The organism is Blattabacterium cuenoti, assembly GCF_014252415.1.
In the GTDB taxonomy this organism is placed as follows: domain Bacteria; phylum Bacteroidota; class Bacteroidia; order Flavobacteriales; family Blattabacteriaceae; genus Blattabacterium; species Blattabacterium cuenoti_Y.
In genome coordinates this window covers 127,246-153,951 of the sequence record NZ_CP059223.1, presented here as the reverse complement: position 1 = coordinate 153,951, position 26,706 = coordinate 127,246, and the positions used below count along the sequence as shown (strand labels likewise).

At 23.7% G+C, this 26,706-nt stretch carries 21 protein-coding genes; 4 read left to right on the top strand and 17 right to left on the bottom strand.

Features of this window, described 5'->3' with window-relative positions:
* Positions 1-2 precede the first annotated feature (2 nt).
* The 13 genes from purH to aroB all read right to left on the bottom strand — a co-directional run bounded on the left by purH (position 3) and on the right by aroB (position 17,772).
* The gene (gene purH / locus H0H33_RS00740) at positions 3-1,535 is read right to left on the bottom strand and encodes a bifunctional phosphoribosylaminoimidazolecarboxamide formyltransferase/IMP cyclohydrolase (RefSeq protein ID WP_185878011.1); all 1,533 of its coding nucleotides are present in this window, start codon (positions 1,533-1,535) and stop codon (positions 3-5) included.
* Positions 1,532-2,089, bottom strand: a complete 558-nt coding sequence (locus H0H33_RS00735; RefSeq protein ID WP_185878010.1) for a formyltransferase family protein — start codon at positions 2,087-2,089, stop codon at positions 1,532-1,534. Before H0H33_RS00735 ends, purH begins: the two co-directional genes overlap by 4 nt.
* Positions 2,090-2,098: 9 nt before the next feature.
* Entirely contained in the window at positions 2,099-3,076 is a 978-nt protein-coding gene (gene purM, locus H0H33_RS00730) for a phosphoribosylformylglycinamidine cyclo-ligase (protein WP_185878009.1), read from the bottom strand.
* 40 nt (positions 3,077-3,116) lie between these two features.
* Positions 3,117-4,505, bottom strand: a complete 1,389-nt coding sequence (gene purF / locus H0H33_RS00725) for an amidophosphoribosyltransferase (RefSeq protein WP_238785615.1) — start codon at positions 4,503-4,505, stop codon at positions 3,117-3,119.
* 77 nt (positions 4,506-4,582) lie between these two features.
* The gene (gene purC, locus H0H33_RS00720; RefSeq protein ID WP_185878008.1) at positions 4,583-5,320 is read right to left on the bottom strand and encodes a phosphoribosylaminoimidazolesuccinocarboxamide synthase; all 738 of its coding nucleotides are present in this window, start codon (positions 5,318-5,320) and stop codon (positions 4,583-4,585) included.
* 4 nt (positions 5,321-5,324) lie between these two features.
* On the bottom strand, positions 5,325-5,810 hold the full coding sequence (gene purE, locus H0H33_RS00715) for a 5-(carboxyamino)imidazole ribonucleotide mutase (protein ID WP_185878007.1): 486 nt from the start codon (positions 5,808-5,810) through the stop codon (positions 5,325-5,327).
* A 16-nt stretch (positions 5,811-5,826) separates the two neighbouring features.
* Positions 5,827-9,549: a phosphoribosylformylglycinamidine synthase gene (locus tag H0H33_RS00710; RefSeq protein WP_185878006.1), complete on the bottom strand. Its 3,723-nt coding sequence runs from the start codon at positions 9,547-9,549 to the stop codon at positions 5,827-5,829.
* A gap of 27 nt (positions 9,550-9,576) precedes the next feature.
* Positions 9,577-11,004, bottom strand: coding sequence for an adenylosuccinate lyase (purB, locus tag H0H33_RS00705; RefSeq protein ID WP_185878005.1), 1,428 nt, complete (start codon positions 11,002-11,004; stop codon positions 9,577-9,579).
* Complete coding sequence (locus tag H0H33_RS00700; protein WP_185878004.1) at positions 10,991-12,304, bottom strand: adenylosuccinate synthase; 1,314 nt, start codon at positions 12,302-12,304, stop codon at positions 10,991-10,993. Before H0H33_RS00700 ends, purB begins: the two co-directional genes overlap by 14 nt.
* A gap of 95 nt (positions 12,305-12,399) precedes the next feature.
* Positions 12,400-13,353, bottom strand: a complete 954-nt coding sequence (gene ruvB / locus H0H33_RS00695) for a Holliday junction branch migration DNA helicase RuvB (protein ID WP_185878003.1) — start codon at positions 13,351-13,353, stop codon at positions 12,400-12,402.
* 13 nt (positions 13,354-13,366) lie between these two features.
* Complete coding sequence (gene surE / locus H0H33_RS00690; RefSeq protein WP_185878002.1) at positions 13,367-14,173, bottom strand: 5'/3'-nucleotidase SurE; 807 nt, start codon at positions 14,171-14,173, stop codon at positions 13,367-13,369.
* A 52-nt stretch (positions 14,174-14,225) separates the two neighbouring features.
* Positions 14,226-16,691, bottom strand: coding sequence for a DNA gyrase subunit A (gene gyrA / locus H0H33_RS00685; protein ID WP_185878001.1), 2,466 nt, complete (start codon positions 16,689-16,691; stop codon positions 14,226-14,228).
* A gap of 4 nt (positions 16,692-16,695) precedes the next feature.
* Positions 16,696-17,772 (bottom strand): 3-dehydroquinate synthase, encoded by a 1,077-nt coding sequence (aroB, locus tag H0H33_RS00680; protein WP_185878000.1) that lies wholly within the window; start codon positions 17,770-17,772, stop codon positions 16,696-16,698.
* A gap of 254 nt (positions 17,773-18,026) precedes the next feature.
* Here aroB and H0H33_RS00675 point away from each other — a divergent pair, with 254 nt between their 5' ends.
* Positions 18,027-18,659 (top strand): DedA family protein, encoded by a 633-nt coding sequence (locus H0H33_RS00675; RefSeq protein ID WP_185878144.1) that lies wholly within the window; start codon positions 18,027-18,029, stop codon positions 18,657-18,659.
* A 25-nt stretch (positions 18,660-18,684) separates the two neighbouring features.
* Here the strand turns inward: H0H33_RS00675 and H0H33_RS00670 are convergent, their stop codons facing one another.
* From H0H33_RS00670 to H0H33_RS00660, 3 genes are read right to left on the bottom strand one after another with little or no spacing between them, the layout of a single operon-like run.
* Positions 18,685-19,098, bottom strand: a complete 414-nt coding sequence (locus H0H33_RS00670) for a nucleoside deaminase (protein ID WP_185877999.1) — start codon at positions 19,096-19,098, stop codon at positions 18,685-18,687.
* Positions 19,099-19,136: 38 nt separating this feature from the next.
* Positions 19,137-19,781 (bottom strand): 50S ribosomal protein L25, encoded by a 645-nt coding sequence (locus H0H33_RS00665; protein WP_185877998.1) that lies wholly within the window; start codon positions 19,779-19,781, stop codon positions 19,137-19,139.
* 5 nt (positions 19,782-19,786) lie between these two features.
* Positions 19,787-20,725, bottom strand: a complete 939-nt coding sequence (locus H0H33_RS00660) for a ribose-phosphate diphosphokinase (RefSeq protein WP_185877997.1) — start codon at positions 20,723-20,725, stop codon at positions 19,787-19,789.
* A gap of 53 nt (positions 20,726-20,778) precedes the next feature.
* Here H0H33_RS00660 and H0H33_RS00655 point away from each other — a divergent pair, with 53 nt between their 5' ends.
* Positions 20,779-21,576, top strand: a complete 798-nt coding sequence (locus H0H33_RS00655) for a thymidylate synthase (protein ID WP_185877996.1) — start codon at positions 20,779-20,781, stop codon at positions 21,574-21,576.
* A 73-nt stretch (positions 21,577-21,649) separates the two neighbouring features.
* Here the strand turns inward: H0H33_RS00655 and thrA are convergent, their stop codons facing one another.
* The gene (thrA, locus tag H0H33_RS00650) at positions 21,650-24,097 is read right to left on the bottom strand and encodes a bifunctional aspartate kinase/homoserine dehydrogenase I (protein WP_185877995.1); all 2,448 of its coding nucleotides are present in this window, start codon (positions 24,095-24,097) and stop codon (positions 21,650-21,652) included.
* 277 nt (positions 24,098-24,374) lie between these two features.
* Here thrA and H0H33_RS00645 point away from each other — a divergent pair, with 277 nt between their 5' ends.
* Both H0H33_RS00645 and ureC read left to right on the top strand, forming a co-directional pair.
* The gene (locus H0H33_RS00645; RefSeq protein WP_185877994.1) at positions 24,375-24,989 is read left to right on the top strand and encodes an urease subunit gamma; all 615 of its coding nucleotides are present in this window, start codon (positions 24,375-24,377) and stop codon (positions 24,987-24,989) included.
* Between the two features lie 9 nt (positions 24,990-24,998).
* Positions 24,999-26,705 (top strand): urease subunit alpha, encoded by a 1,707-nt coding sequence (ureC, locus tag H0H33_RS00640; RefSeq protein ID WP_185877993.1) that lies wholly within the window; start codon positions 24,999-25,001, stop codon positions 26,703-26,705.
* The last annotated feature ends 1 nt before the right edge of the window (position 26,706 follow it).

The following is a 26,706-nucleotide window of genomic DNA, read 5'->3' as shown; positions in this document are numbered from 1 at the left end:
TTTTAATGTTTAAAATATCTTTTTCCAGTAAAAGCCATGGCTATACCGTAATGATTACAAGCTTCAATAGATTCATAATCTCGGATAGAACCCCCAGGTTGTAAAATCGCATATATTCTTTTAGAATTTGCAATTTCATCTATTATATCTTTAAAAGGAAAAAATGCATCAGAAACAAGAACTAATTCTTTTTTATTTTTTTCTAATGCTCTGTTTATAGCTTGACGAGCTGCCCATATTCTATTAGTTTGTCCTCCAGAAATACCTAATGTTTGTGTACCCCTAGCAACAACAATGGCATTAGATTTAACAAATTTTACTACTTTTTGTGCAAAAAATAATGATTTTATTTCCTGATTAGAAAAATTTTTTTTTGTAACTATTTTGTAATTATCATTTTTTTTATTTAATAAATAATCTGATTCTTGTACCAAGAATCCTCCATCAACCTTTACGTATTCTATTTCATCCGAAGAAAAATTATTTATATTAATAATTATTAAATTTTTTTTTAATTTTAGAATTTCGATGCAACCTTTTTCATAAAATGGAGCAATTATAACTTCTAAAAATAAATGATTTATTTTCATTGCCAATTCACAGGAAATTACTGTATTAAATGCAACTACTCCTCCAAAAGATGAAATGGAATCTGAATAATAAGCGTTTTTAAATGCTTCAATAATATTTTTACCCGATGCTACACCACAAGGAGTAGAATGTTTTATAATACAACAGGTAGGATCAGAAAATTGATTAACAATTTTCCAAGCTATATCTATATCTCTTATATTATTAAAAGAAATTTTTTTACCATGTATTTGATTAAAATTAGACATAGCACCTTTCTCATTAAAATTATCAATATAAAATGAAGCTTTTTGATGTGGATTTTCTCCATATTTTAAATTCATTTTTTTTTTATAACAGAGATTTATTATTTTTGGAAATTTTTCTTCTTTAAAAAAATATTGAGAAATAATAGAATCATAATAAGACGTAAAACTGAATACTTTTCCTGCTAATTTTTTCCTTAAAATTAATGATGTATGTCCATCAGAATCAATTTCTTTTGTTACTAATTTAGAGTCATTACTATCTATAATTGCTGTTACATAATGAAAATTTTTAGCTGCTGCTCGAATTAAAGATAGTCCTCCAATATCTATAAATTCTAATAAAAATTTTTTTTCTATAGATTTATTATTTATCATTTCATAAAATGGATAACAATCTATTAATACAATATCAATAAGTTTAATATTATAAGAATCAATTAATTTTATATGTTTTTCAATAGAACGATTAGCTAAAATACCAGCATATATATAAGGATGTATAGATTTAATTCTTCCATCCAAAATTTCAGGAAAAGACGTAATATCCGAAATATTTATTGGACATAATCCATTTTTTTTTAAAAATTTAAATGTACCTCCAGTAGATATAATTTGATATTTTTTTTTTTTCAAAAAAAAAGAAAAATTTAGTAATTTTTTATTTTTATTATAAACACTAATAAAAGCTCTTTTCATAATATTTTTAACGATTCAATTAAAATTTTTTTTTCTATACTAGATATTTTTTTAGATAAAGAATCAACATTTTCATTTTTAGAAAGTTTATATATTTTTTTTAAAATAATATAACCTGAATCTATTTTTTCTGTAACAAAATGGACTGTTGCTCCTGATATTTTATCTTTATTTTTTATAACTAATTCATGAACCTTTTTTCCATACATTCCTTTTCCTCCATATTTAGGTAATATCGATGGATGTATATTAATAATTTTTCCTGACCATTTTTTACAAATTATATTATTAAGTATAGAAAGAAATCCAGATAATATTATAATATTTGGCTGATATTTAACCAATAAACGATCTATATTTTCGTATAAAAATTTATCTCTTTTTAAAGAGACAAATTTAATACCATAATTTATAGCGTATTGTAAAGCCTTACAATTTCTATCAGAAATAACTAATATTATCTTACAATTATCCAATATATTATTTTTAATAGCATTTATAATATGCATCATATTAGTTCCATTTCCAGATACTAAAAAAATTAATTTTTTCATAAAAAATTCTTATATCAAATAAATTTTTTCCTTTTTTCTTTTTACAATATTACCTATAAAATATGGTTTATCTAAAAGACTAATTTTTTTTAAAAAATTTTCTTCTTTTGAAGATACTATAATTATCATACCTAATCCCATATTAAAAGTCCCCCACATTAATTTATCCGATAAATTACCTTTTTTTTGTATAAAATGAAAAATAGATTGAATAGGAATTTTTTTTTTATTAATTACGGCAGATAAATTTTCAGGAATGATTCTAGATAAGTTATCTAAAATCCCCCCTCCAGTAATATGTGCAATTCCATGTATAGAAATATTTTTTAATAAGAAATTAATTAATTTGTAATAAATTTTAGTCGGAATCAAAAGTTTTTCATAAAAAGGACTTTTATCAAAAAAACATTTTTTTAAATCACTTTCAGAAAAAATATTTTTAATAATAGAAAAACCATTACTATGAATTCCTGAAGATTTAAATCCTATTATAACATCATTTTCTTTAATTAGTTTCTTTCCATCAATAAGATTATTTTGATCTACTATTCCAACACAAAATCCTGCAATATCATATAAATTTTTAGGATATAAATCTGGCATTTCAGCTGTTTCTCCACCAATGAAACACGTATGATTATCTTTACATGAAATAGCCATTCCTTCAATAATTTTTTCTATAATAAAAGAATTAATTTTATTACATGCCAAATAATCTAAAAAAAATAACGGATTAGCCCCATGACATAAAATATCATTTATACACATCGCAAAACAATCTATTCCTATTACATCATATTTTTTAAAATTTATAGATAAACAAATTTTTGTTCCAACACCATCTGTCCCAGAAACAAGAATGGGATTTTTATATTTATTATATATTTTATAAAATCCTGAAAAATGATTTAAAGTACTTAGTACTCTTTTATTATAAGTTTTTTTTAAAATTTTACTAATTTTATATGTAAAATTATTTATTTTCATAAAAATTAAATATCAATACAATTAATAAATAAAAATAACATTATGAAATTGGATATTTTTCCGTAAAACATCCAAAACAGTAATTTTTTCCCCCCAATATTTCTATTAAATTATCCATACTTAAAAATTCTAAACTATCTACATCTAATATTATTTTTATATTATTTTTATCAATATTTTTATATGAAAATAAATCTTTTTTTCTTGGAGTATTTACCCCAAGATGACAAGGAGCAATAATTGGAGGGGAAGCACTACGGAAATGAATTTCCTTAGCACCTGATTTTTTTAATATATCAATTAATCTTTTACTAGTTGTTCCACGAACAATAGAATCATCAACAATAACAATACGTTTTCCTTTTATTTCGTGTAAAATAGGATTTAATTTTAAATTAACCATTTTTTCACGAATTTTTTTTTCAGGTAAAATAAAAGATCTACCTATATATTTATTCTTTATTAGAATAGGTTTAAAAGGTATTCCAGATGCTTTAGCATATCCTATAGAAGCTGGAACCCCAGAATCTGGTACTCCAATGACTACATCTGCGTTTACAGGATATTGTTCGTATAATTTTTCTCCACTTTTTTCACGAATTTTATAAACATTTAAATTATCAATTAAAGAATCTGGTCTAGAAAAATAAATATATTCAAAAGAACACATTCTATTTTTTAGATTTTCCATCTTATTCATCATTGAGAATTGAATTGAATCATTATCAATTATTATAATTTCTCCTGGAAATAAATCTCTAATATAAGTTCCTCCTACAGCGTCAATCCCACATGTTTCAGAACTAAATATATAAGTTTTTTCATCTAAAAATCCATAGCATAAAGGTCTAATCCCATTAGGATCTCTAAATGCTGCTATTTTATTATTAACTAAAACAACTACCGAATATGCTCCTCTAATTTTAAGAACTGTTTTTTTTATAGATTTCTCTAAATTATTATTATTTTCTAATAAATTTTTTTGAATGAGACGTAATATTACTTCTGAATCTGAATATGCAGAAACAAAATTTATTCCCTCATATTCTAATTTTTTTCTTGTATTTCTTGCATTAATTAAGTTTCCATTATGAACTATAGATATAATAGTTTTTCCACATAAATTTTTTCCAAAAAATGGTTGGATATTTTTTTTATTTTTTCCTCCTTCTGTGGAATAACGAGTATGTCCAATTGCTGCATTTCCATTACAATATTTTTTATAATTTGATATTTTCTGAAAAAAATCTAAAACTAATCCTTCACTCTTATAAGTAAAAATAAATCCATTTTTTAATATAGAAAAACCACATGCTTCTTGGCCTCTGTGTTGCAAAGAAAATAAGCCCGATTGAATAAACGAAAAAATATCTATTTTTAATGAGGAATATATTCCAAATACCCCACATTCTTCATGAAATTTATCCAAATAAAAAATGATTTATTAGATTTACTATTTAATATATTGTATTATTCGTTAATTAATTTTTTTCACATTGATAAAAATTATTCTTGATTTAATCTTTTTAAGACTTCCATATAAGAATCAAATATTTTATCCTTTTTTTGTGATTCCAGTCGAAATAAATCTTTATCTAATTTTTTCATTGTTTTTTTATCCCAAAATCTACAGGTATCAGGACTAATTTCGTCAGATAATAATATTTCATTTTTATGACTTCTACCAAATTCTATTTTAAAATCTACTAATATAATATTCTTATTTAAAAAATATATTTTTAATAAATTATTTATATTTTTTACAATTGAATAAATATAATTTAGTTCTTCATAAGAAATAATTCCTAAAAATACAGCATGATTATCATTTATAAGTGGATCTTCTAAAGTATCATTTTTGTAAAAAATTTCAATAATCCCATTTGGTATTATTTTTTCTTCTTTAATTCCTAAACGATTAGACAAACTTCCAGTAACCACATTTCTTATTACAAATTCTAAAGGAATTATTTGTACTTTATGACAAAGTTGTTCTCTATTATTTATTTTTTGAATAAAGTGAGTTTTTATTCCAGATGAATGAAGAAATCTAAATATTAATGTAGTGATTTCATTATTTAATATTCCTTTATCTAATAGAAAAATTTTTTTTAATCCATTTAAAGCTGTTAAATTATCTTTATGATGAACAATTATTTTAAAAGGATCATTAGTTAAATATATTTTTTTAGTTTTTCCTTCTGAAAATACACTTTTTTTTATGATAAAACTATTTTGATTCATAATATTATAAATATTTTTCTATTTCATTTTCTAATTTTTTTTTTGTTTTTTCTCTAAATTTTACTAATAATTTTTTTAAATTATCATATTTTAAAGATAAAAAATGTATTGCTATAATAGCGGCGTTATATGAATTATTTATTCCTACTGTAGCAACAGGTATACCTTTTGGCATTTGTGTTATAGAGAAAAGAGCATCAATACCACCTAGTGTACTATTATTTGTATTACATATAGGAATACCTATTACTGGGATTATTGTTTGAGACGATATAATTCCAGGTAAATGAGCTGATAAACCTGCTCCTGCAATAATTATTTCTATATTTTCATATTCTATTTTTTTTATAGTATTTAATAAAATATTTGGTAATCTATGTGCAGAAATTATATAACAATTATAATTTATTTTAAATTGTTTAAAAATTTCTATTGCATCTTTTATAAATGGTATATCAGATTTACTACCAATAAATATGGATACTTTCATAATTATATAATAATTTTTATAGAAAATACTTTATTGCATTCATAAAAATAGAATCTTTCTTATTGTGAGGTATATTTTTTAATATTCCAGTATCAAAAATTCGTTCTGGATGAGTCATTCTTCCGTAAATTTTTCCATTATTACTTAATAAACTTTCAATTGAATCAGTGGATCCGTTAGGATTATATTTTTTTTCTAAACTAGGTTCACCATTTATATTAACATATTGAGCAGCTACCTGATTTTTCTTAAACAAAAAATTACAAATTTTTTTTTCTGCATAAAATCTTCCTTCTCCATGAGAAATAGGAAATGTATATATTTTATTTTTCATTCCATTTAACCATGGAGAAGAATCAGAAATAATTTTTATATGAACACATTGTGATATATGTTTATTTACTTTATTTAAAACTAAAGAGGGAGATTTTCTATTTCTTAAACAAATTTTACCATATGGTAACAACCCTGATTTTATTAACGCTTGAAATCCATTACAAATTCCTAGTATTAATCCATCTTTATTAAGAAAATTATTAATAGAATCTTTTATATATTTATTCTGTAATACAGATATAATAAATTTTGCAGAACCATCTGGTTCATCTCCTGCACTAAATCCTCCACAAATCATAATAATTTGTACAGATTTTATAATTTTTCTTATGTAAGAAATAGATTCTATAATTCCATTATCATCTAAATTTTTAAAAACAAAATTATTAACTTTTGCTCCATAATTTTTAAACGCCCTTATAGACTCATATTCTCCATTTGTTCCTGGAAATATAGGAATAAATACATTTGGATATCCAATTTTTTTTAAATTATAATGATGATTATTTTTTTTTGATTTTAAAATATTTAAGTCATATATTTTACTTGTTTTATGATTTTTTATATTAATATTTTTATATAATACTTGATATCGATCTAATTTCGATAGCCAATATTTCATAGACATATTAATACTAATTGATATTCCATTAAATTTTAAATATTTTGATCCTGTAACCTTTCCTATTAATATAAATTCTTTTGGTAAATGTGATGAAGATTCTATAATCAATGATCCGATATGAGTTTCCAATAGATTTTTATCATAATTTATTTCAACCCCTAATTGATTTCCAAAAGACATTTTTGCGATAGCAATAGATATTCCTCCATCTTTAATAGTTTTTACAGAAATAATTTTTTTATTAATAATTCCATTATATATTTGATTATATGCATTTTTAATCGAATCAAAGTTAGGCATTTCATTTGCCAAAGGAACATGATGATACAAGTATATTTTATTTCCTATTTTTTTAAATTCTGGAGAAATAATATTAGAATCTGATTCCGTAGTTACTCCAAAAGATATTAAAGTAGGAGGTACATGTTTATTCTTATATGTTCCAGACATAGAATCTTTTCCACCAATACATACTATTCCTAAAGACATTTGAGCATGATATGCACCTAATAATGATGAGAAAGGTTTTCCCCAATTTATTGGATTTTTACCTAATTTTTGATAATATTCTTGAAAACTGAGATAAGTATTTTTATAATTACCACCTATTGCAACAATTTTAGAAATACATTCTAATATAGCATAAGATCCTCCATGAAATGGACTCCATGTAGATATTTCAGGATGAAACCCCCAACATGCTATACTAACAGTAGTCGTACTACCATCCAATACAGGTATTTTTTGTACACTTCCTTCAGAAGGAGTCATTTGATATTTTCCACCAAATGGCATCAAGACTGTAGTCCCCCCTACTGTACTATCAAATAGTTCTATTATATCTAATTGAGAAGCAATATTTAATTTAGAAAGAAATTGTAAAAAATTTGTTTTATTGAAAATATATTTTTTTGATTTATAAAAAGGAGAAATAGATTTAGGAGATTCTACAATAACTTTATTTTTTCTTTTGTATCCTCCTGTATTTAAAAATGATTTTTTAATATTAAATATTTCCTTTTTTTTGTATAAAAAAATAATTCGTTTATTTTTTGTTATTTTAGCTATAGGGGTAGCTATTAAATTTTCTTCTCTGGATAATTTAATAAATTTTTTTAGATTTATAGGAGCTATAACAACCACCATTCTTTCTTGTGATTCAGAAAGTGCAATATCTATAGGATATAGATTATTATTTTTTTTTATTGGAATTTTATCTAAATATATTTCTACACTATCATGTATTTCACATAGAGCGACAGATATTCCTCCAGCACCAAGATCATTACATTTTTTTATTAAAAAAGTAATTTCTTTTTTTCTAAAAAGTCTTTGAATTTTTCTTTCTATTATGGGATCTCCCATTCGTTTTTTTCTAATATTTTTGTAATTATTAATAATTTTTGACGAATTATTAGCATCTCCTATTCCTTCTTTTTTTGTAATTCCTCCTATTAATAATATAATATCTCCATTTATAGGTTTTTCCCATTTAATAAAATTAACTGGTACGGCTCCAATTGTCATTCCTACTTCCATTTTTTTTGCTCTATAACCTTCATGATAAATTTCATTAACATGAGTAGTTGATAATCCTATTTGATTTCCATAAGAACTAAAACCATTAGCAGATTCTATACAAATTTTATTTTGGGGTAATTTTCCATCAACCATCTTTGAACATTTTGGATCTGCAATTCCACTTAATCTTAATCCTTGGTATACAAATGATCTTATAGATAAAGGATCTCTAATTGCTCCACCTATGCAAGTATAAGCTCCATTAAATGGATCTATTTCTGTAGGATGATTATGAGTTTCGTTTTTGAAACATAAATACCATTTTTCTACTTTTTTTTTATTTGTAAAAAAAACATCTATCATCATAATACATGCATTATTTTCATCACAATAAGTAATATTTTTTTTTTGTTTTTTAACAAAAATTTTGCATGGTAATCGAGTTAAATCCATTAAATTTATAGGTTTATATGAACTTCCTACTATTTTTCTATCATTCATATATTTATTAAATATACTTTTATATGTTTTTTTTAATATTCCATTAAACGAAATTTTTTCTAATTGTGTAAAAAATGTTATATGTCGACAGTGATCAGACCAATAAGTATCTAATATTTTTAATTCTTCTTCTGTAGGATTTCTTTTTTCTTTATGAAAATATTTTTTAATGAACAATAAATCTTTTAAATCCATTGATAAGTTTAAATCACGACATATGTTCCTTAATTTATTATGATTACAATTAATAAAATTGTTGATACTTATACCGAATTTTCTTATTTTTTTTATTTCTTCATTTTTTAATAAAATATAAGAATAATCATTTTCTATGAAATTTTTTATTTTTTGTATATACTTAATTTCATTATTTTTATTAATACCTATAAATTCTATTAATAATTTAGATTTTATAGATATATTTTTAGAATCGTATGGATTTAATATTTTTATACACTGGATAGCTGCATTATCGCGATTATCACTATTGTTTAAATAACATTCAAAAAATGGATTTTTAAAATTTTTTTTTAAATACATGATATCTGTTACAGGATCTAAAAGTATTTTACTTAAAAATTCAATAAGCAATTTCCTATTGATCTTAAAAAAATCGTATACATGATATATAATAATTTTATTTAATGGTATATTTAACTTTTTTAATTTATTAAATAATAAAAAAGAATCTATATCAAATATTGATTTTTTTTTTATATAAATTCTAAAATGTTCTTTTTTTGATAAAAAAATCATTTTTATTTTAAAATCTAAAATTATATGTTATATAACAGATGATGTATCGAAATCAATAAGATTATAATATTTTTCTAATATAGGATTAATTTTTTTTTCCACAAATTCTAATGATTGTTCTGGAGAAAATCCTATAAAATTTTTAGAATCAATCAATTTATCTATTTCATTTTTACAAATTGGAATTTCTTTATCTTTTAAAATTCTATCAATAAAATTATTTTTTAAACCTTTTAATTTTATATCTAAACATGTTTTCATAGAATGTTCTCTTATTCTATTGTATATTTCTTGTCTATCACATCCTTTCTTAACACATTTTATTATAATAGATTCTGTTATTAAAAACGGTAATTCTTTATTAATATTTTTTTCAATCATTTTAGGATATACAGTAATTTTTTCTAAAATATAGTTCCATATTATCAAAATTGCATCTACGGATAAAAACGATTGACTAATTACTATTCTTCTATTAGCTGAATCATCTAAAGTTCGTTCTAACCATTGATTTGCTGCAACTGTTGCTGAACTATTAGAAATCGATATTACATATTTTGATATAGAAGAGATTCTTTCACTAAGAATTGGATTTCTTTTATAAGCCATTGCACTAGATCCAACTTGATCTTCATCAAAAGGTTCTTCAATTTCTTTTAAATTCTGTAATAAACGTATGTCATTACTAAATTTATGGGATGATTGAGATATATTAGATAATAAATTTAATATTTGAGCATCTATTTTTCTATCATAAGTTTGTCCAGTTATCGGACATATATTTTTAAATCCAAATTTATTTGATAATTTTTTTTCTAAAATTTTTAATTTATTCAAATTTCCATTAAATAAATCTTTAAAACTAGCAGCAGTACCTACTGTTCCTTTTACTCCTCTAAATGGTAGATTTTCTAGTCTAAATTCTAATTCTTCAATATCAAAAATTATACTTTGCATCCATAATGCAGAACGTTTACCTACAGTAGTTAATTGTGCAGGTTGATAATGAGTATACGCTAAAGTTGGTATTTTATGATATTCTATAGTAAAATTTCTTAAACGAAATATTATATTAATCAATTTTTTTAATAATATTTTTAATCCATTTTTAATGAGTATAATATCAGTATTATCTCCTAAAAATGCACTTGTTACTCCTAAATGTAAAATTGGTTTAGCTACTATAGCTTTTTCACCAAAAGCATATAAATTAGCCATTACATCATGGTGTAGTTTTCTTTCATAAAAATTAATTCTACTCCAGTCAATATCATATAAATGATTTTCTAAATCATTTATTTGTTTACTACTTATATTTAATCCTAATTCTTTTTGTGTTTTAGCTAAATTTAACCATAATTTTCTCCATATTATAATTTTTTTTTCTGGAGAAAAATTATATATCATTTCTTTACTTCCATATTTTTCTACTAATGGATTTTCATATTTTTTCACTTGGAAAAATTTTATAAAATAAACGTTTATATTTAATTATATTTTGATTTCTTTCTGACCCAATAGATATTAATATAATTTTTAATTTTAGATATTTTTCAATAAAATTAATATAATTTTTACAATTTATTGGTAACATTTCATATTCTTTAATATGAGAAATATTTTGATTCCACCCCTTAAATTTTTTCCAAATACAATTTATTTTTTTATTTCCTATATCAGGTGGAAAATCATCTACATTTTTTCCATTAATATTATATTTCACACATATTTTTATTAATGTTAATTCACTTAACACATCTATTTTTGTTATTATTAAATAGTTTATACCATTTATTCTACAAGAATATTTAAGAGCTACTAAATCTAACCATCCGCAACGTCTAGGACGTTTTGTGGTAGAACCATATTCATTACCTTTACTTCTTATATCATGTAATAATTTATGATTAACCATTTCTGTTGGAAATGGGCCATTCCCAACTCGTGTACAATATGACTTTGTTACTCCAAAAAAATTGTCCAATCCAATGGGAGGTATACCAGTCCCTACACATACTCCACCTGTAGTTGAAGAAGATGTAGTAACAAAAGGATATGTTCCATAATCTATATCAAGTAACATAGCTTGAGCTCCTTCAAATAAGATTTTTTTATTTTCATGAAAAGCATAATGAATTTCATTTACTGCATCTATAAATCTATGATAAAGAATTTTTGCATAATTCATATATTCTTTATAAATCGGTTTAAATGAAATGATTGGTTTTTTATAAATTTTTTTAAAAATTGTATTTTTAAATTCTACATTATTTTTTAATTTTTCATAAAAAATATCTGGATAAAATAAATCTAGTATACGAATCCCAATTCTTGATATTTTATCCTCATAAGCTGGACCAATTCCTTTATGAGTAGTTCCAATAAAATTTTTTCCTAAATATTCTTCTTTATATTTATCTAAAAGTATATGATAAGGCATAACTATGTGAGATCTTTTGGATATAAATACATTGTTAATATTAATGCCCATTGATTTTAAATTCGTTAATTCTTTTATTAAAGATTTAGGATCTATAACCATCCCAGGGCCAATTATACATTTTACATGAGGATAAATAACTCCAGATGGAATTAAATGAAGAATAAAATAATTATTTTTAATATGAATAGAATGACCCGAATTATTTCCACCCTGATAACGAACAACATAATCAGAATTTTTGGAAAGAAAATCTGTAATTTTTCCCTTTCCTTCATCGCCCCATTGGAGTCCTACAATAACATTTGAAGGCATGACATATAAATATTTTAATATTTATAGTTAAAATTATAAGTTATTTTTAATATATCTTAATATTTACTCATAAAAATATATTTATTATATCATTTTTATGATTCATTATTTATATGTTCATATGCTAAATCTGTAACTCTACGTCCTCTAGGAGTTCTTATTAAATATCCTTCTTTAATAAGAAATGGTTCATGTACTTCTTCTATTGTATCCGGATTTTCATTTATTCCTGATGCTATAGAATTAATACCTACTGGTCCTCCTTTAAAATTATTAACAATAAATAATAAAATTCTATTATCTATTTCGTCTAATCCATCTTGATCAACATTAAGTGCTTTTAATCCTATATTACATATATTATAGTCAATAATTCCATTACCTTTTATTTGAGCAAAATCTCTTATTCTACGAAGTAATGAATTAGCAACACGAGGTGTTCCCCTGCTTCTATTGGAAATTTCACACAAGGCTTCTTCTGTAATGGGGATTTTTAATATTTTTGCATTATGAAATATTATATGTTTTAATATATTTTTATCGTAATAATTCATACGAAAATTTATCCCAAATCTAGACCTCATTGGAGAAGTAATTAAACCATATCTAGTAGTAGCACCTATCAAAGTAAATGGAGATAAATCTATTTGTACAGATCTTGCGTTAGATCCAGAATCAATAATTACATCTATTTTATAATTTTCCATTGCAGAATATAAATATTCCTCAACTAAAGGAGATAATCTATGAATTTCATCAATAAAAATTACATCTTTTTTTTTTAAATGAATTAGTAATCCAGCTAAATCCCCAGGTTTATCTAAAATCGATCCAGATGTAATAGTAATATTTACAGATAACTCTTTTGCAACTATATGAGCTAAAGTTGTTTTTCCTAAACCTGGAGGTCCATGGAATAAAATATGATCTAAAGCTTCATTTCTATTTTTGGCAGCTTTAATAAAAATATTTAAAGGTTCTATAATATTATGTTGACCAAGAAAATCTTGTATTTTATTTGGGTTTAAATTATTTTTTAATAATGACACATTATTATATTAATTAATTAAATAAAAAAAAATAAAAAAATAGGTAAACAAAGGTCCAAGAATTTAACGTATTTAGTAAAGAATAGTTTGTAAAATCAAAATGAACAGGAACAATCGATATATATCCATTTTTTAATGCCCATTCATCAGTATTTACTATTTTTTCATTTTTGATAAAATTTCCAAATAACCAGTAATAATGTTTTCCTGATGGAGTATAACGTTTTTCAAAACTTTCTTTCCATCTAGATTTAGATTGCTTACATATTTTTATTCCTCTTATTTGATTTTTTTTTAATTTTGGAATATTAACATTAAGACTAATTATATGATCTGAAACAGAATTTTTAAGAACTTTTTTAACGATTCTACATATATATTCTTTTGATGAATAAAAATCAGCATTCCATTTGACATCTAATAAAGAAAATCCAATGGATGGAATACCTTCTATACTAGCCTCAATTACGGCAGACATTGTACCAGAATATACAATATTTATAGACGAATTTGATCCATGGTTAATACCTGATACACAAATATCAGGTTTTTTAGGAAGAATATCATTTATAGCTATTTTAACACAATCAACGGGAGTACCTGAACATTTCCATTCTTTTTGTATACCGTTATCAATTTTTATTGAATTGCAATATAAAACGGTATCCATAGTTATTGCGTGAGATATTCCTGATTTTTGTTGATCAGGTGCAACAACATATACTTCTCCCAAAGTATTCATCATATGAATAAGAGCTCTAATTCCAGGTGCATTTATGCTATCGTCGTTTGTTACCAATATAATTGGCTTTTTTTTCATATAAAATTTGTAAATTATTTAATAATTAAAAATTATGAAAAAATCACTTTATTTATGATATAACCTTTGAGTAGATTTTTGCTACATCTGCTATAGCATCATTATTTTTTAGATTTATTAATCTAACTCCTTGTGTATTTCTTCCCATTACCCTAATATCTGAAATTGAAATTCGTATTATAATACCTGATTTTTTAATAATCATTAAATCATCTTCTTCTTTTACATATTTAATAGAAATTAAACAACCTACTTTTTTTGTAGTATTTATAGTTTTTACACCTTTTCCTCCACGATTAGTTAATCGATAATCCTCTATTTTAGATCTTTTACCAAAACCATTTTTAGAAACAACTAATAAATACCCCATTTTTATTATAATATTTTCTACACATATCATACCAATAACTTCATCTTTTTCAATTGAACAAGTAATTCCTATAACTCCAAATGAATTTCTACCAGTAGGACGAACATTTTTTTCGGAAAAACGAATAATTCTACCACTTTGTAATGCTACAAATACATGGCTATCTCCTTTTGTTAAAACAGCCTTTAATAAAGAATCATCTTTTCTAATAATGATTGCATTTATTCCATATTTTCTAGGTCTAGAATAATGGTACAAAGAAGTTTTTTTCACAATTCCATTTTTAGTAACCATCATAACATAATGATTCTTAATATATTTTTTATCAGTGAGATTATTTACTAAAACATAAGCATTAACTTTATCATCTTTTTTAAGATCAATAATATTCTGTATTGCTCTACCTTTAGATATTTTTGATCCTTCTGGTATTTCATATACTCTTAACCAAAAACATTTTCCTTTTTTTGTGAATAAAAGTAAATATTGATGATTAGTCGCTACTAATAAATGTTTAAAAAAATCTGATTCTCTTGCAATAGCACCTCTATTTCCTACACCTCCTCTTCCCTGACGTTTATATTCTGATAAAGAAGTTCTTTTTATGTATCCTGCATGAGATATAGTAAGAACAACCTGTTTATTTTCAATGAGATCCTCTATATTAATTTTTCCTTCATTACCGGAATAATCAATTTGTGTTCTACGTGAATCAGAATATTTTCTTTTTATTTCTAAAAGTTCTTTTTTTATAATATCTGTTCTAACAGAATATTTAAATAAAACATTTTCTAAAAAAAAATTTTTTTTTATTAATTCATCATGTTCTTCTTTTATTTTATTTTGTTCCATAGAAGTAAGACTTTGTAAACGTAAATCTAAAATAGATTTTGATTGATGTTCTGATAAATTAAACTCTGTTATTAGTTTTTTAGTAGCATCATTTCTATTTTTTGAATTTTTTATGAATTGAATCATGTTATTTAAACTATTCAATATTTTTAAAAATCCTTTTAAAATATGAATACGATCTTTACATTTTTTTAATTCATATTTGGTACGACGAATAATTACATCATGTCTATGATATAAAAAATTTTGGATGAGATCTCTAATGTTTAATTGAGAAGGTTTTCCTTTAACTAAAGCTATGATATTAACATTAAAATAAGTTTGTAAAGATGTATACTGAAATAATTTATTTAATAAAATTTCAGGATTAGTATTCTGTTTAAGAACGTAAACAATACGTAATCCATTCCTATCTGATTCATCACGTACTTGATAAAGTTCCTCTATTTTACCATTTTTTATTAATCCTATAGTTTTAGATATCATATCTGATTTATTTACTTGATATGGTATTTCATCAACAACAATAGATTTTCTTCCTTGTATTTCTTCTATATGAATTTTAGCTCTTATAATAAGACGTCCTCTTCCTGTTAAAAAATAGTTTTTTACTCCATTATATCCATAAATAATTCCACCTGTTGGAAAATCTGGAGCTTTAATATATTTTATTATTTTTTCTATAGATAAACTATTATTACTGTCTATATAAGCACAAATAGCTTCTATAGTTTCTTTTAAATTATGAGGAGGAATATTGGTAGCCATACCTACCGCAATACCAGAAGATCCATTAATTAATAAGTTTGGAATTCTCGTTGGTAATACTGTAGGTTCCTCCAATGAATCATCAAAATTTAATTTCATGTTTACAGTATTTTTATTAATATCTGATAACATTTCTTCTGAAATTTTTTTCATTTTAACCTCTGTATAACGCATAGCAGCTGGTGGATCTGAATCCAATGATCCAAAATTTCCTTGTCCGTCTATAAGAGGATAACGACTAATCCATTTTTGGGCCATTCGTACCATAGTGTCATAAACTGAAATATCTCCGTGAGGATGATATTTACCTAATACTTCTCCTACAATACGAGCAGATTTTTTGTAAGAACTTTTGGAAAAAATATTTAATTGATACATCCCATATAAAACTCTTCTATGTACAGGTTTTAATCCATCTCTAACATCCGGGAGTGCTCTAGATATAATAACTGACATAGAATAATCTATGTAAGATGATTTCATTTCATCTTCAATATTAATTGGGATCAATTTTTCTCCTTCTATCATTTTTTTAAAAATTTAAAAAGCTTTTTTTTATTATACTATTTGAAACTATACAGTTATATGAACAATTTCCTATTTTATTTAATAATGAAAATTGAATTTTATTATTTTTATTTTTTTTATCATATTGCATAATCTCAAACATTTTTTCTATTTCTTTATTAGAAAATTTATATGTTATTGAATATAAATATAATAATGTTGATTTGATTTCTTTGTAATCTAAATTAGACAATTTATCAATCTTGTATGAAATCCATGATTCATGTATCATACCATTAGCTACAGCTATTCCATGCATAATTTTTTTTTTTTTCATAAAAAAACTTTCTAAAGCATGTCCTATAGTATGACCAAAATTTAAAATTTTCCTTAATCCATTTTCTTTAGGATCTTTTTCCACAATTTTTTGTTTTATTATAATAGATTTTTTTACTAGATAATTCCATATTTTTTTATCTAATTTTTTATTTTTTATATACAAGAGGGAATATTTTTTCATATCTATCCAGAAATTTTTATCTTTTATTAGTCCGTATTTAAACATTTCAGACATTCCAGATATTACTTCTTTGTCATGAAGTGTTTTTAAAAAATTAATATCTATAATTAACAATTTTGGTATATAAAATGACCCTATTTCATTCTTTATGGATCCTAAATTAATTCCATTTTTATATCCCACTGATGCATCAACCATTCCTAATAATGTAGTTGGAATATTTATAAATCGAATTCCTCTTTTAAATATAGATGCTACAAATCCTCCCATATCTGTTATTACTCCCCCCCCCAAATTTATTAAAATACTTTCTCTATTACCTTTTTTAATTTCTATTTCTTTACATATTTTTATACATGTATATATATTTTTTTTTTCTTCTCCAGTATTAATTTGGATAATGTGAGATTTTTTTAAAAAAAATAAATATTTAAAAAGTGTGGGTAAACAATATTTTTTAGTAATATTATCTACTAATATAAATATTTCTTTTACGGAAGAAACGTTATAAATTAAATATTTTTTTAATTTATCATAAGCTTCTTCGTTAAATAAAATTAAGTTTTTTAACTTTTCATTCATTATTATAAAATCTATTGATTTATGTTTGTTAAAATATATTTAATTAATCTTTGAAATAAAATATTTTGCATAGCCAAAAAGTTATGAAAATAAAACCTATTATAATGAAAAATATATTAGGTATCCACCCTAAAATATTGATAAATTTCAGTAGAAAATCCATATAATAATGTAATATTAATATTATTTAATTGAAAAATAAGTAAAAAAAAATGGAAACATTTAATTTTTCATTCTATCATCATATTCATCTAATATCAAATTTTTGGGATTTTTTTCACCATCTATTTAATCCTAGATGGATTTTTTTATATTTTGGAAATACTGCATTATTTATCATTTTAGCAATTGTTTTTGCAGAAACAGGTTTTTTTATTGGGTTTTTTCTACCTGGAGATTCTTTATTGTTTACTGCAGGAATATTTGGAAAAGATCTATGTAAAAATTTTTATAACGTACCTTTTTTTGTAATAATTTTAATCGTTGCGTTAGTAGCTGTTTTAGGAAATATACAAGGTTATTGGTTAGGATATAAATCAGGCAAATTATTATATAAAAAAAAAGATTCTTTTTTCTTTAAAAAAAAACATCTAATTTTAGCCAAATTATTTTATAATAAATATAAAACAACGGCTTTGATTATAAGTAGATTTCTTCCAATGTTTCGTTCATTTGCTCCTATTATAGCAGGAGCTATTAAAGTTAATTTTAAAAAATTTATGATATATAATATTATAGGAGCAATTGTTTGGACTTCATCTATCATGTTATCGGGACACTATTTAGATAAAAATTTTCCAAAATTAAAAAATAATTTAGAATGGATAATATTATTAATTATCGTAACCACAACTTTACCAATAATATTAAATTTGAAAAAAAAATAATAAAATAACTATTTAAATATTTTTATTATTTAATTCTTTTCGATAAAAAAAAATCTTGTATTAAAGATTCACATTGATTTTTCATAATTCCTGATATATATACAATTTTTGGATGTAATTTAATATTATTAAATATAAATCCTTTATCATTAGATGCTCCAAACACAATTTTTTCAATTTTTGAACATATAATAGCACCTATACACATTAAACATGGTTCTAATGTTACATATAAAATACATTTCCTTATTTTATCTTTTTCTAAAAAATTAAATGCCACATTAATAGCTAAAATCTCTGCATGTGCAATCGAATTATTTAAACTTTTTGTTAAATTATGGGTTTTAGCAATAATAAAATTATTATAAGTAATTACTGCACCTATTGGTATTTCATTTTTTTTAAATGCAATTATGGCTTCTTTTATTGCTATTTTCATAAAATGAATATTTTTAAATGACATAAAATTTATAATTATTAATTACTATTCATTTTTTTTTCTTTTTTATCTTCTTCTTTTTTATTTTCTTCTTTTTTATTTTCTTCTTTTTTATTTTCTTCTTTAGATATAATACGTGACATTTTAATTTTTACAATAAGTGAATCACTTGATTGTAATATTGTAAATTTATCTTTTTCTATATTTTTTACTGTAATTTTGTCTCCTATGTCTAAATGATCTATATTAACCTTTATACACTCTGGAATATTATTTGGTAGAGATTTTATTGTTAATTCTTTAATAGAAAAACTACATCTTCCTCCTTTAATAACACCAATAGGTCTTCCTATAAATTCAATAGGAATATGTAAAATGATAGGAATTGAATCATTCAATTTATAAAAATCTACATGTATTATTGTATCTTTAATTACGTCATATTGTATTTCTTTTGGTATTGCTTTTATTTGATCATCTTCTAATTTTATAAAAACTCCACATTTTTTATTATAATTTATAATTTTATTTAATTCATCTACTGTAGTATAAAATGGTATATTAAAATCTTTACCATATATAATACATGGTATCTTTTTACACTTTCGAAAAAAACGATTAAATTTTTTATTTCCAATTTCTATTTTTTTTCTTTTTATTCCACATATTTTTATAAAATTCATTTTTTTTAAATTAAAAATTTACTACTAATAGATTCATCATTTTTCATTGATTTCATTACTTCTGCAAATAGTGGAGCACAAGATAATACTTTTATTTTATTGTTTTGATTTTTCAATTGTATTGGTATACTATCTGTGACTACTAATTCTTTTATTGATGAATGATAAATTTTTTTATATGAATTTCCAGATAGTACTGGATGAGTTGCAATAGCACGTACGCTTTTAGCTCCTAATTTTTTTATTAAATTAGCCGCTTCTGTTAGAGTTCCTGCTGTATCTACCATATCATCTATAAGTATAATATTTTTTCCTTCTACATTTCCTATAAGATTCATAAATTCTATTTGATTAGCTTTTTTTCTTTCTTTATAGCAAATGACTACATCTGTACCAAGATATCCAGCATAACTTCTAGCCCTTTTTGCCCCCCCCATATCCGGAGACGCAATTGTTAATTGATCGATATTTAATTTATTAATATAATTAATAAATATTCTAGAAGCATATAAATGATCTACGGGAATATCAAAAAATCCTTGGATTTGATCTGCATGTAAATCCATAGTCATTACTCTAGAAGCACCAGATGCTGTTATTAAATTTGCTATAAGTTTAGCAGCTATAGGGGTTCTAGGTTGATCTTTGTGATCTTGTCTAGCCCATCCAAAATATGGAATTACTAAGGTAATATTATAGGCTGATGCTCTTCTAGCTGCATCACACATTAATAACAATTCCATTAAATTATCCACTGGAGAAAAGGTGGATCCTATTAAAAAAACTTTATAACCTCTAATAGATTGTTCAAAACGAGGAATATATTCTCCATCACTAAATTTTAAAAATTTAACTTTTCCCAAAAACTTTCCATAATGAAATGCTATATTTTTAGATAATTCTAAACCACTTTTTGTAGAAAAAAAGATAATTTTTTGACTCATAGTCATAATTTCATTTTTTTTATGTAAAAATACTTTATTAAATTAATTTTATTATGAAACAATATATAGATCTTTTAAAATATGTACTAAAAAATGGAAAGAAAAAAAAAGATCGAACTGGTATAGGAACAATCAGTATATTTGGATATCAAATGAAATTTGATTTAAAAAATGGATTTCCTCTTCTTACCACAAAAAAATTAAACATACGATCAATTATATATGAATTATTATGGTTTTTAAAAGGAGATACTAATATAAAATATTTAAAAAATAATAAAGTAAAAATTTGGAATGAATGGGCCGATATAAATGGAAATCTTGGTCCAATATATGGATTTCAATGGAGAAAATGGCCGTCATATAATAAAAATAACTCAATTGATCAAATTAGTAATTTAATAAAAGAAATTAAATCTAATTCTAATTCAAGACGTTTAATTGTATCATCATGGAATGTAGGTATGATTAATAGTATGGCTTTACCTCCATGTCATGTGCTTTTCCAAGCTTATGTATTAAAAAAAGAATTATCCATACTATTATATCAAAGAAGTGCCGATATATTTTTAGGATTACCTTTTAATATTGCTTCTTATTCATTACTACTAAAAATGATTGCAAATATACTCAATTTAAAAGCAAAAACATTGATTCATACTATAGGTGATGCACATATTTACAATAATCATATTAATCAAGTTAATACTCAAATACATAGAATTCCTAAAAAACTTCCAATAATTGTACTTAATCCATTTGTTAAAAATATATTTGAATTTTCTTTTAAAGATTTTTTAATAAAAAATTATGATCCACATCCTCACATAGAAGGAGATATAGCTATTTAATTAAATAGATTAACTTTACTAAAAAATAATTTTGAAAAAAAAATATAATAATATTAAATTCAAAATAATTTTTTTATTTTGTTGCTTTAATAATATCTGAAAATACTCCTGATGCAGTAATCTCAGATCCAGCGCCAGCTCCTTTTATCATAAGAGGTTGTTCAGAATAACGATATGTATAATATAATACCATATTATCTTTACCTTCTAATTGAAAAAATGGATGATTTTGATTAATTGATTTTAGTCCAACTAATGCTTTATTATTTTCATATTTTGCAATAAAACGCAATCGTTTCTTATTCGTTTCAGCTTTTTTTCTTATTTTGAAAAAATAATCATTATGTTTGTATAATTCTTTATAAAAATCTTCTAAAGAATTAGAATTAAAACAACTTTTTGGTAAAAAATGTTTTTGATAAACATCTTTTAATTCTAATGGACTACCACATTCTCTTGCTAAAATAAGTATTTTTCTCATAACATCTAATCCACTTAAGTCAATACGAGGATCTGGTTCAGTAAATCCTTTTAATTTAGCTATTTTTACAATTTCTAAAAACGAATTATTTCCTGTAAAATGATTAAATATAAAATTTAAACTTCCTGATAAAACAGCTTCTATTTTATTAATTTTATCTCCACTATTAATAAGATCGTTAAGAGTACTTATTACAGGTAAACTAGCCCCTACATTTGTTTCAAATAAAAATGGTGAATTAAAATGTCTAGATAATACTTTTAACTTTTTATAATGATCATAATTTGACGAACAAGCAATTTTGTTACAAGTAATTACGCCTATTCCATTTTTTAGGAATTTATCATAAACCATTGCCGTTTCTGTACTAGCTGTATTATCAATAAATAAACTATTTCTTAAATTGAATTGTTTAACTTTTTTTATAAAAAAATTAATATTCATTTTACTTCCTTTTTTAATATATTCACTCCATCTTAATAGATTAATTCCATGATTATCAAAATACATTTTTTTACTATTAGCTAATCCAATAATTCTGACTTGTAGTTTTAATTTCTTTAATAAATAATTTTTTTGTTTATTTATTTGTCCTAACAACTTACTTCCTACTTTTCCTATTCCACAAATAAAAAGATTAATTTGTTTTGGTGGACTTTCAAAAAATACTTCATGTAATGTATTTAATGCCTTTTTAAAATCTTCTTTTTTAATAACTGCTGATATATTTTTTTCTGTTGAACCTTGCGCTATTGCTCTAACATTTATACTATTTTTACCAAGTGAATAAAACATTTTACCACTAGTTCCATGAAGATTTTTCATATTATCACCTACTACAGCTATAATACATAAATTTTTCTCTATAATTATTGGTTCTATTCGTTTTTGATTTATTTCTTGTTTAAATTCATTATCTATTGCAATTTTTGCTTTTATTGAATCCATATCATGAATAACTGTAGTGATTGAATGTTCTGATGAACTTTGAGTAATAAATATTACATTTATTTTTTCATTTGATAATGCTTTAAATAAACGTTTAGAATAACCAGGAATTCCGATCATCCCACTCCCTTCCAAGGTTAATAATGACATATTCTGAATTCCAGAAATACCAGTAACTGGTTGACTAATATTAATATTATTCTTAATAAAAATAAGTGTACCATCATCGGATGGAGAAAAAGTATTTTTAATTTGTATAGGAATATTTTTTTTCATAGCAGGTTGAATTGTAGGGGGATAAATAACCTTTGCTCCAAAATGAGATAATTCCATGGCTTCTTCGTAAGATATTTTTTTAATAGGAAAAGCTTGATTTACTATTTTTGGATTAGCAGTCATCATTCCACTAACATCAGTCCATATTTCAAGTATATCAGCAGATACAGCTGAAGCTATAATAGAAGCTGTATAATCGGAGCCTCCTCTACCTAGAGTAGTTGTTTCATGATTAATAGTTGACCCAACAAATCCTGGAATAACTATATATTCACAATTAACTTTTTTAAAAAAATTAATAATTCGATTATTACTTTGTTTAAAATTTACTTGTGCGCATCCAAATTGAGAATCAGTAATAATTAAATCTCTACTATCTTTATATATCGAATTTAATCCATATTCTTTTAATTTTTTAGAAATTAAAAAAGAAGAATTTAATTCTCCAAAACTCATTATTTCATCTAAAGAACGTTTTGAAAGTTCTTTTACTTGAAAAATACCATCACAAAAATTTTCTAATTTATCAATATTTTTTTTAATATTATTAATTAAATTATTTTTATATGTAGTTGAGAATAATTCTTTAATAATATTAATATGTCGTATTTTTATATTTTCTAATATATTTTTATACAATAATTTTTCTCTTTTAGATGCATATAATCCACATTGTATTAATTGATCAGTAATGTTTCCGATTGCTGATACTACAATTACGTATTTACCTTTTGTTTTTTTCTTTAACAAAGAACAAATTTTTTTTATAGAACTAGAATAAGCCACAGAACTTCCTCCAAATTTTAGAACTTGCATTTTTACTACTTTAATTACAATTTTTACATTGTTTCAAACAAAAACAAAAATAATGATAATTTGTCTAGAGATCCTACTTTATAGTATATGCATTACAATAAATCAATATTATTATTGTAATAATATTTGATAATTTTAATAACTTAATTTTTTTTACATTAATTTTATATAACTTAAATGATGATTTTTATTTTTAGATTTTTTGTTTATTATAATTCTACATTTTTTCATTAAAAGAATTCTGATTAAAAAGTAAGTAATAAAATAATTTTAATTTATGCATTTAACTTCTTATGAAAAGGAAAAAATTCTCTTATATATGGCAGGAGAGTTAGCAAAAAGTCGTTTAAAGAGAGGATTGAGATTAAATTATCCTGAATCTTTAGCTTTAATTACTCATTATATCATGGAAGGTGCTCGTGATGGAAAAACAGTGCGAGATCTTATGATAGAAGCATCTAATATTCTTGATGATAATCAAGTCATGGATGGGGTTCCTGAATTATTAGATAATGTACAAGTAGAGGCAACTTTTCCTGATGGAACAAAATTGGTTACGATACATCATCCTATTAAAAAAAAAACAAAATTAAAATCTAATTTAATTCCTGGTGAATATAATCTTCTTAAAGAAAAAATTAATATTCTGCCAAATAGAAATCGTATAACAAGAATGGTTACAAATATTGGTAATAAACCAATTCAAATAGGATCACATTTTCATTTTTATGAAACTAATTCTTTTCTTCTTTTTGAAAGAAAAGGTACAATAGGATATCGTTTAGATGTACTTTCAGGTAGATCAATTAGATTTGAACCAGGAGAAACTAAAGAAATAGATTTAGTAGAAATAGGAGGAAGTAAGAAAATTTTTGGATTTTCAAGAAAATAAAATATTATTATGAAAAAAGTAGATAGAAAAGTTTATGCTAATATGTATGGACCAACTAAAGGAGATAAAGTTCGTTTAGGAGATACATCTTTATGGATTGAAATAGAAAAAGATTATACATTTTATGGAGATGAATGTGTTTTTGGAGGAGGAAAAGTAATTAGAGATGGGATGGGACAACATCCAATGGCTACAAAAAGCGATGGTATACTAGATTTAGTAATTACTAATGCTGTTATTATAGATTTTTGGGGGATTGTAAAAGCAGATATTGGAATAAAAAATGGAATGATTGTAGGTATTGGAAAATCAGGAAATCCATATTTTATGGATGGGGTAGATTCTAATATGTATATAGGAGCAGGAACTGAAGTGATTTCATCAGAAAATTTAATTGTTACATCAGGAAGTGTAGATAGTCATGTTCATTATATTTGTCCACAATTATTTAAAGTAGCATTAGAAAATGGAACTACTACTATTATTGGTGGAGGATCAGGACCTACAACGGGTAGTATAGCCACTAATTGTACATCAGGTGTATGGAATATACAAAATATGATAAAAAGTATAGATAATGTACCTATTAATTTTATTATTCTAGCAAGTGGAAATAGTTCTAATCCTAAAGCATTAATCGAACAAATAGAATCTGGGGCCGGGGGATTAAAAATCCATGAAGATTGGGGGAGTACACCTAGTGTAATTAATCAATGTTTACGTGTTTCAGATAAATTAGATATACAAGTGAATATTCATACAGATTCATTAAATGAATCTGGATATGTAGAAGATACAATTAATATCTTTAATAATCGAGTTATTCATACATATCATACTGAAGGAGCTGGTGGAGGACATGCACCTGATCTATTAAAAGTTATTTCTAAAGAAAATATTTTACCTTCATCCACAAGTCCAACTATGCCTTATACTTATAATACTATTGATGAACATTTAGATATGTTAATGATATGTCATCATTTAGACTCTAATCTTCCTGAAGATATATCTTTTGCTAGATCTAGAATAAGATCTGAAACTATTAGTGCAGAAGGTATTTTGCATGATATGGGGGCAATAAGTATGGTAAGTTCAGATTCTCAAGCAATGGGGCGAATAGGAGAGATAGTAAAAAGAACTTGGCAAACTGCTGATAAAATGAAAAAACAAGGGTTAGTGAATTCTATAAAAACAACGTGTAATGATAATTTTAGAGTTAAACGATATATTTCTAAATATACAATTAATCCTGCAATTACTCATGGTATCTCTGAATATGTTGGGTCAGTAGAGGTAGGTAAAATGGCTGATTTAGTTTTATGGAAACCGTCTTTTTTTGGTGTTAAACCTGAATTAGTAATAAAAGGTGGTATGATCGTATATGCATGTGTAGGTGATCCTAATGCTACTATTCCTACTCCTCAACCATTTATGTATAGAAAAATGTTTGGTTATTTTAATCCTAAATTAAGTAGCATATTTGTATCATCATGTTCTTTAAATAAAGATTTATTTGAAAAAAATGATATAAAAAAACAAATAAAATTGATAAAAGGTTGTAGAACTCTCTCTAAAAAAAATATGATTTTAAATGGAGTAACACCTAATATAGAAGTTGATCCCAAAAATTATTCAGTTTATATTGATGGAAATAAAATAGAATCTTTTCCTTCTAAAATTTTACCATTATCTCAAAAGTATTTTTTATTCTAAA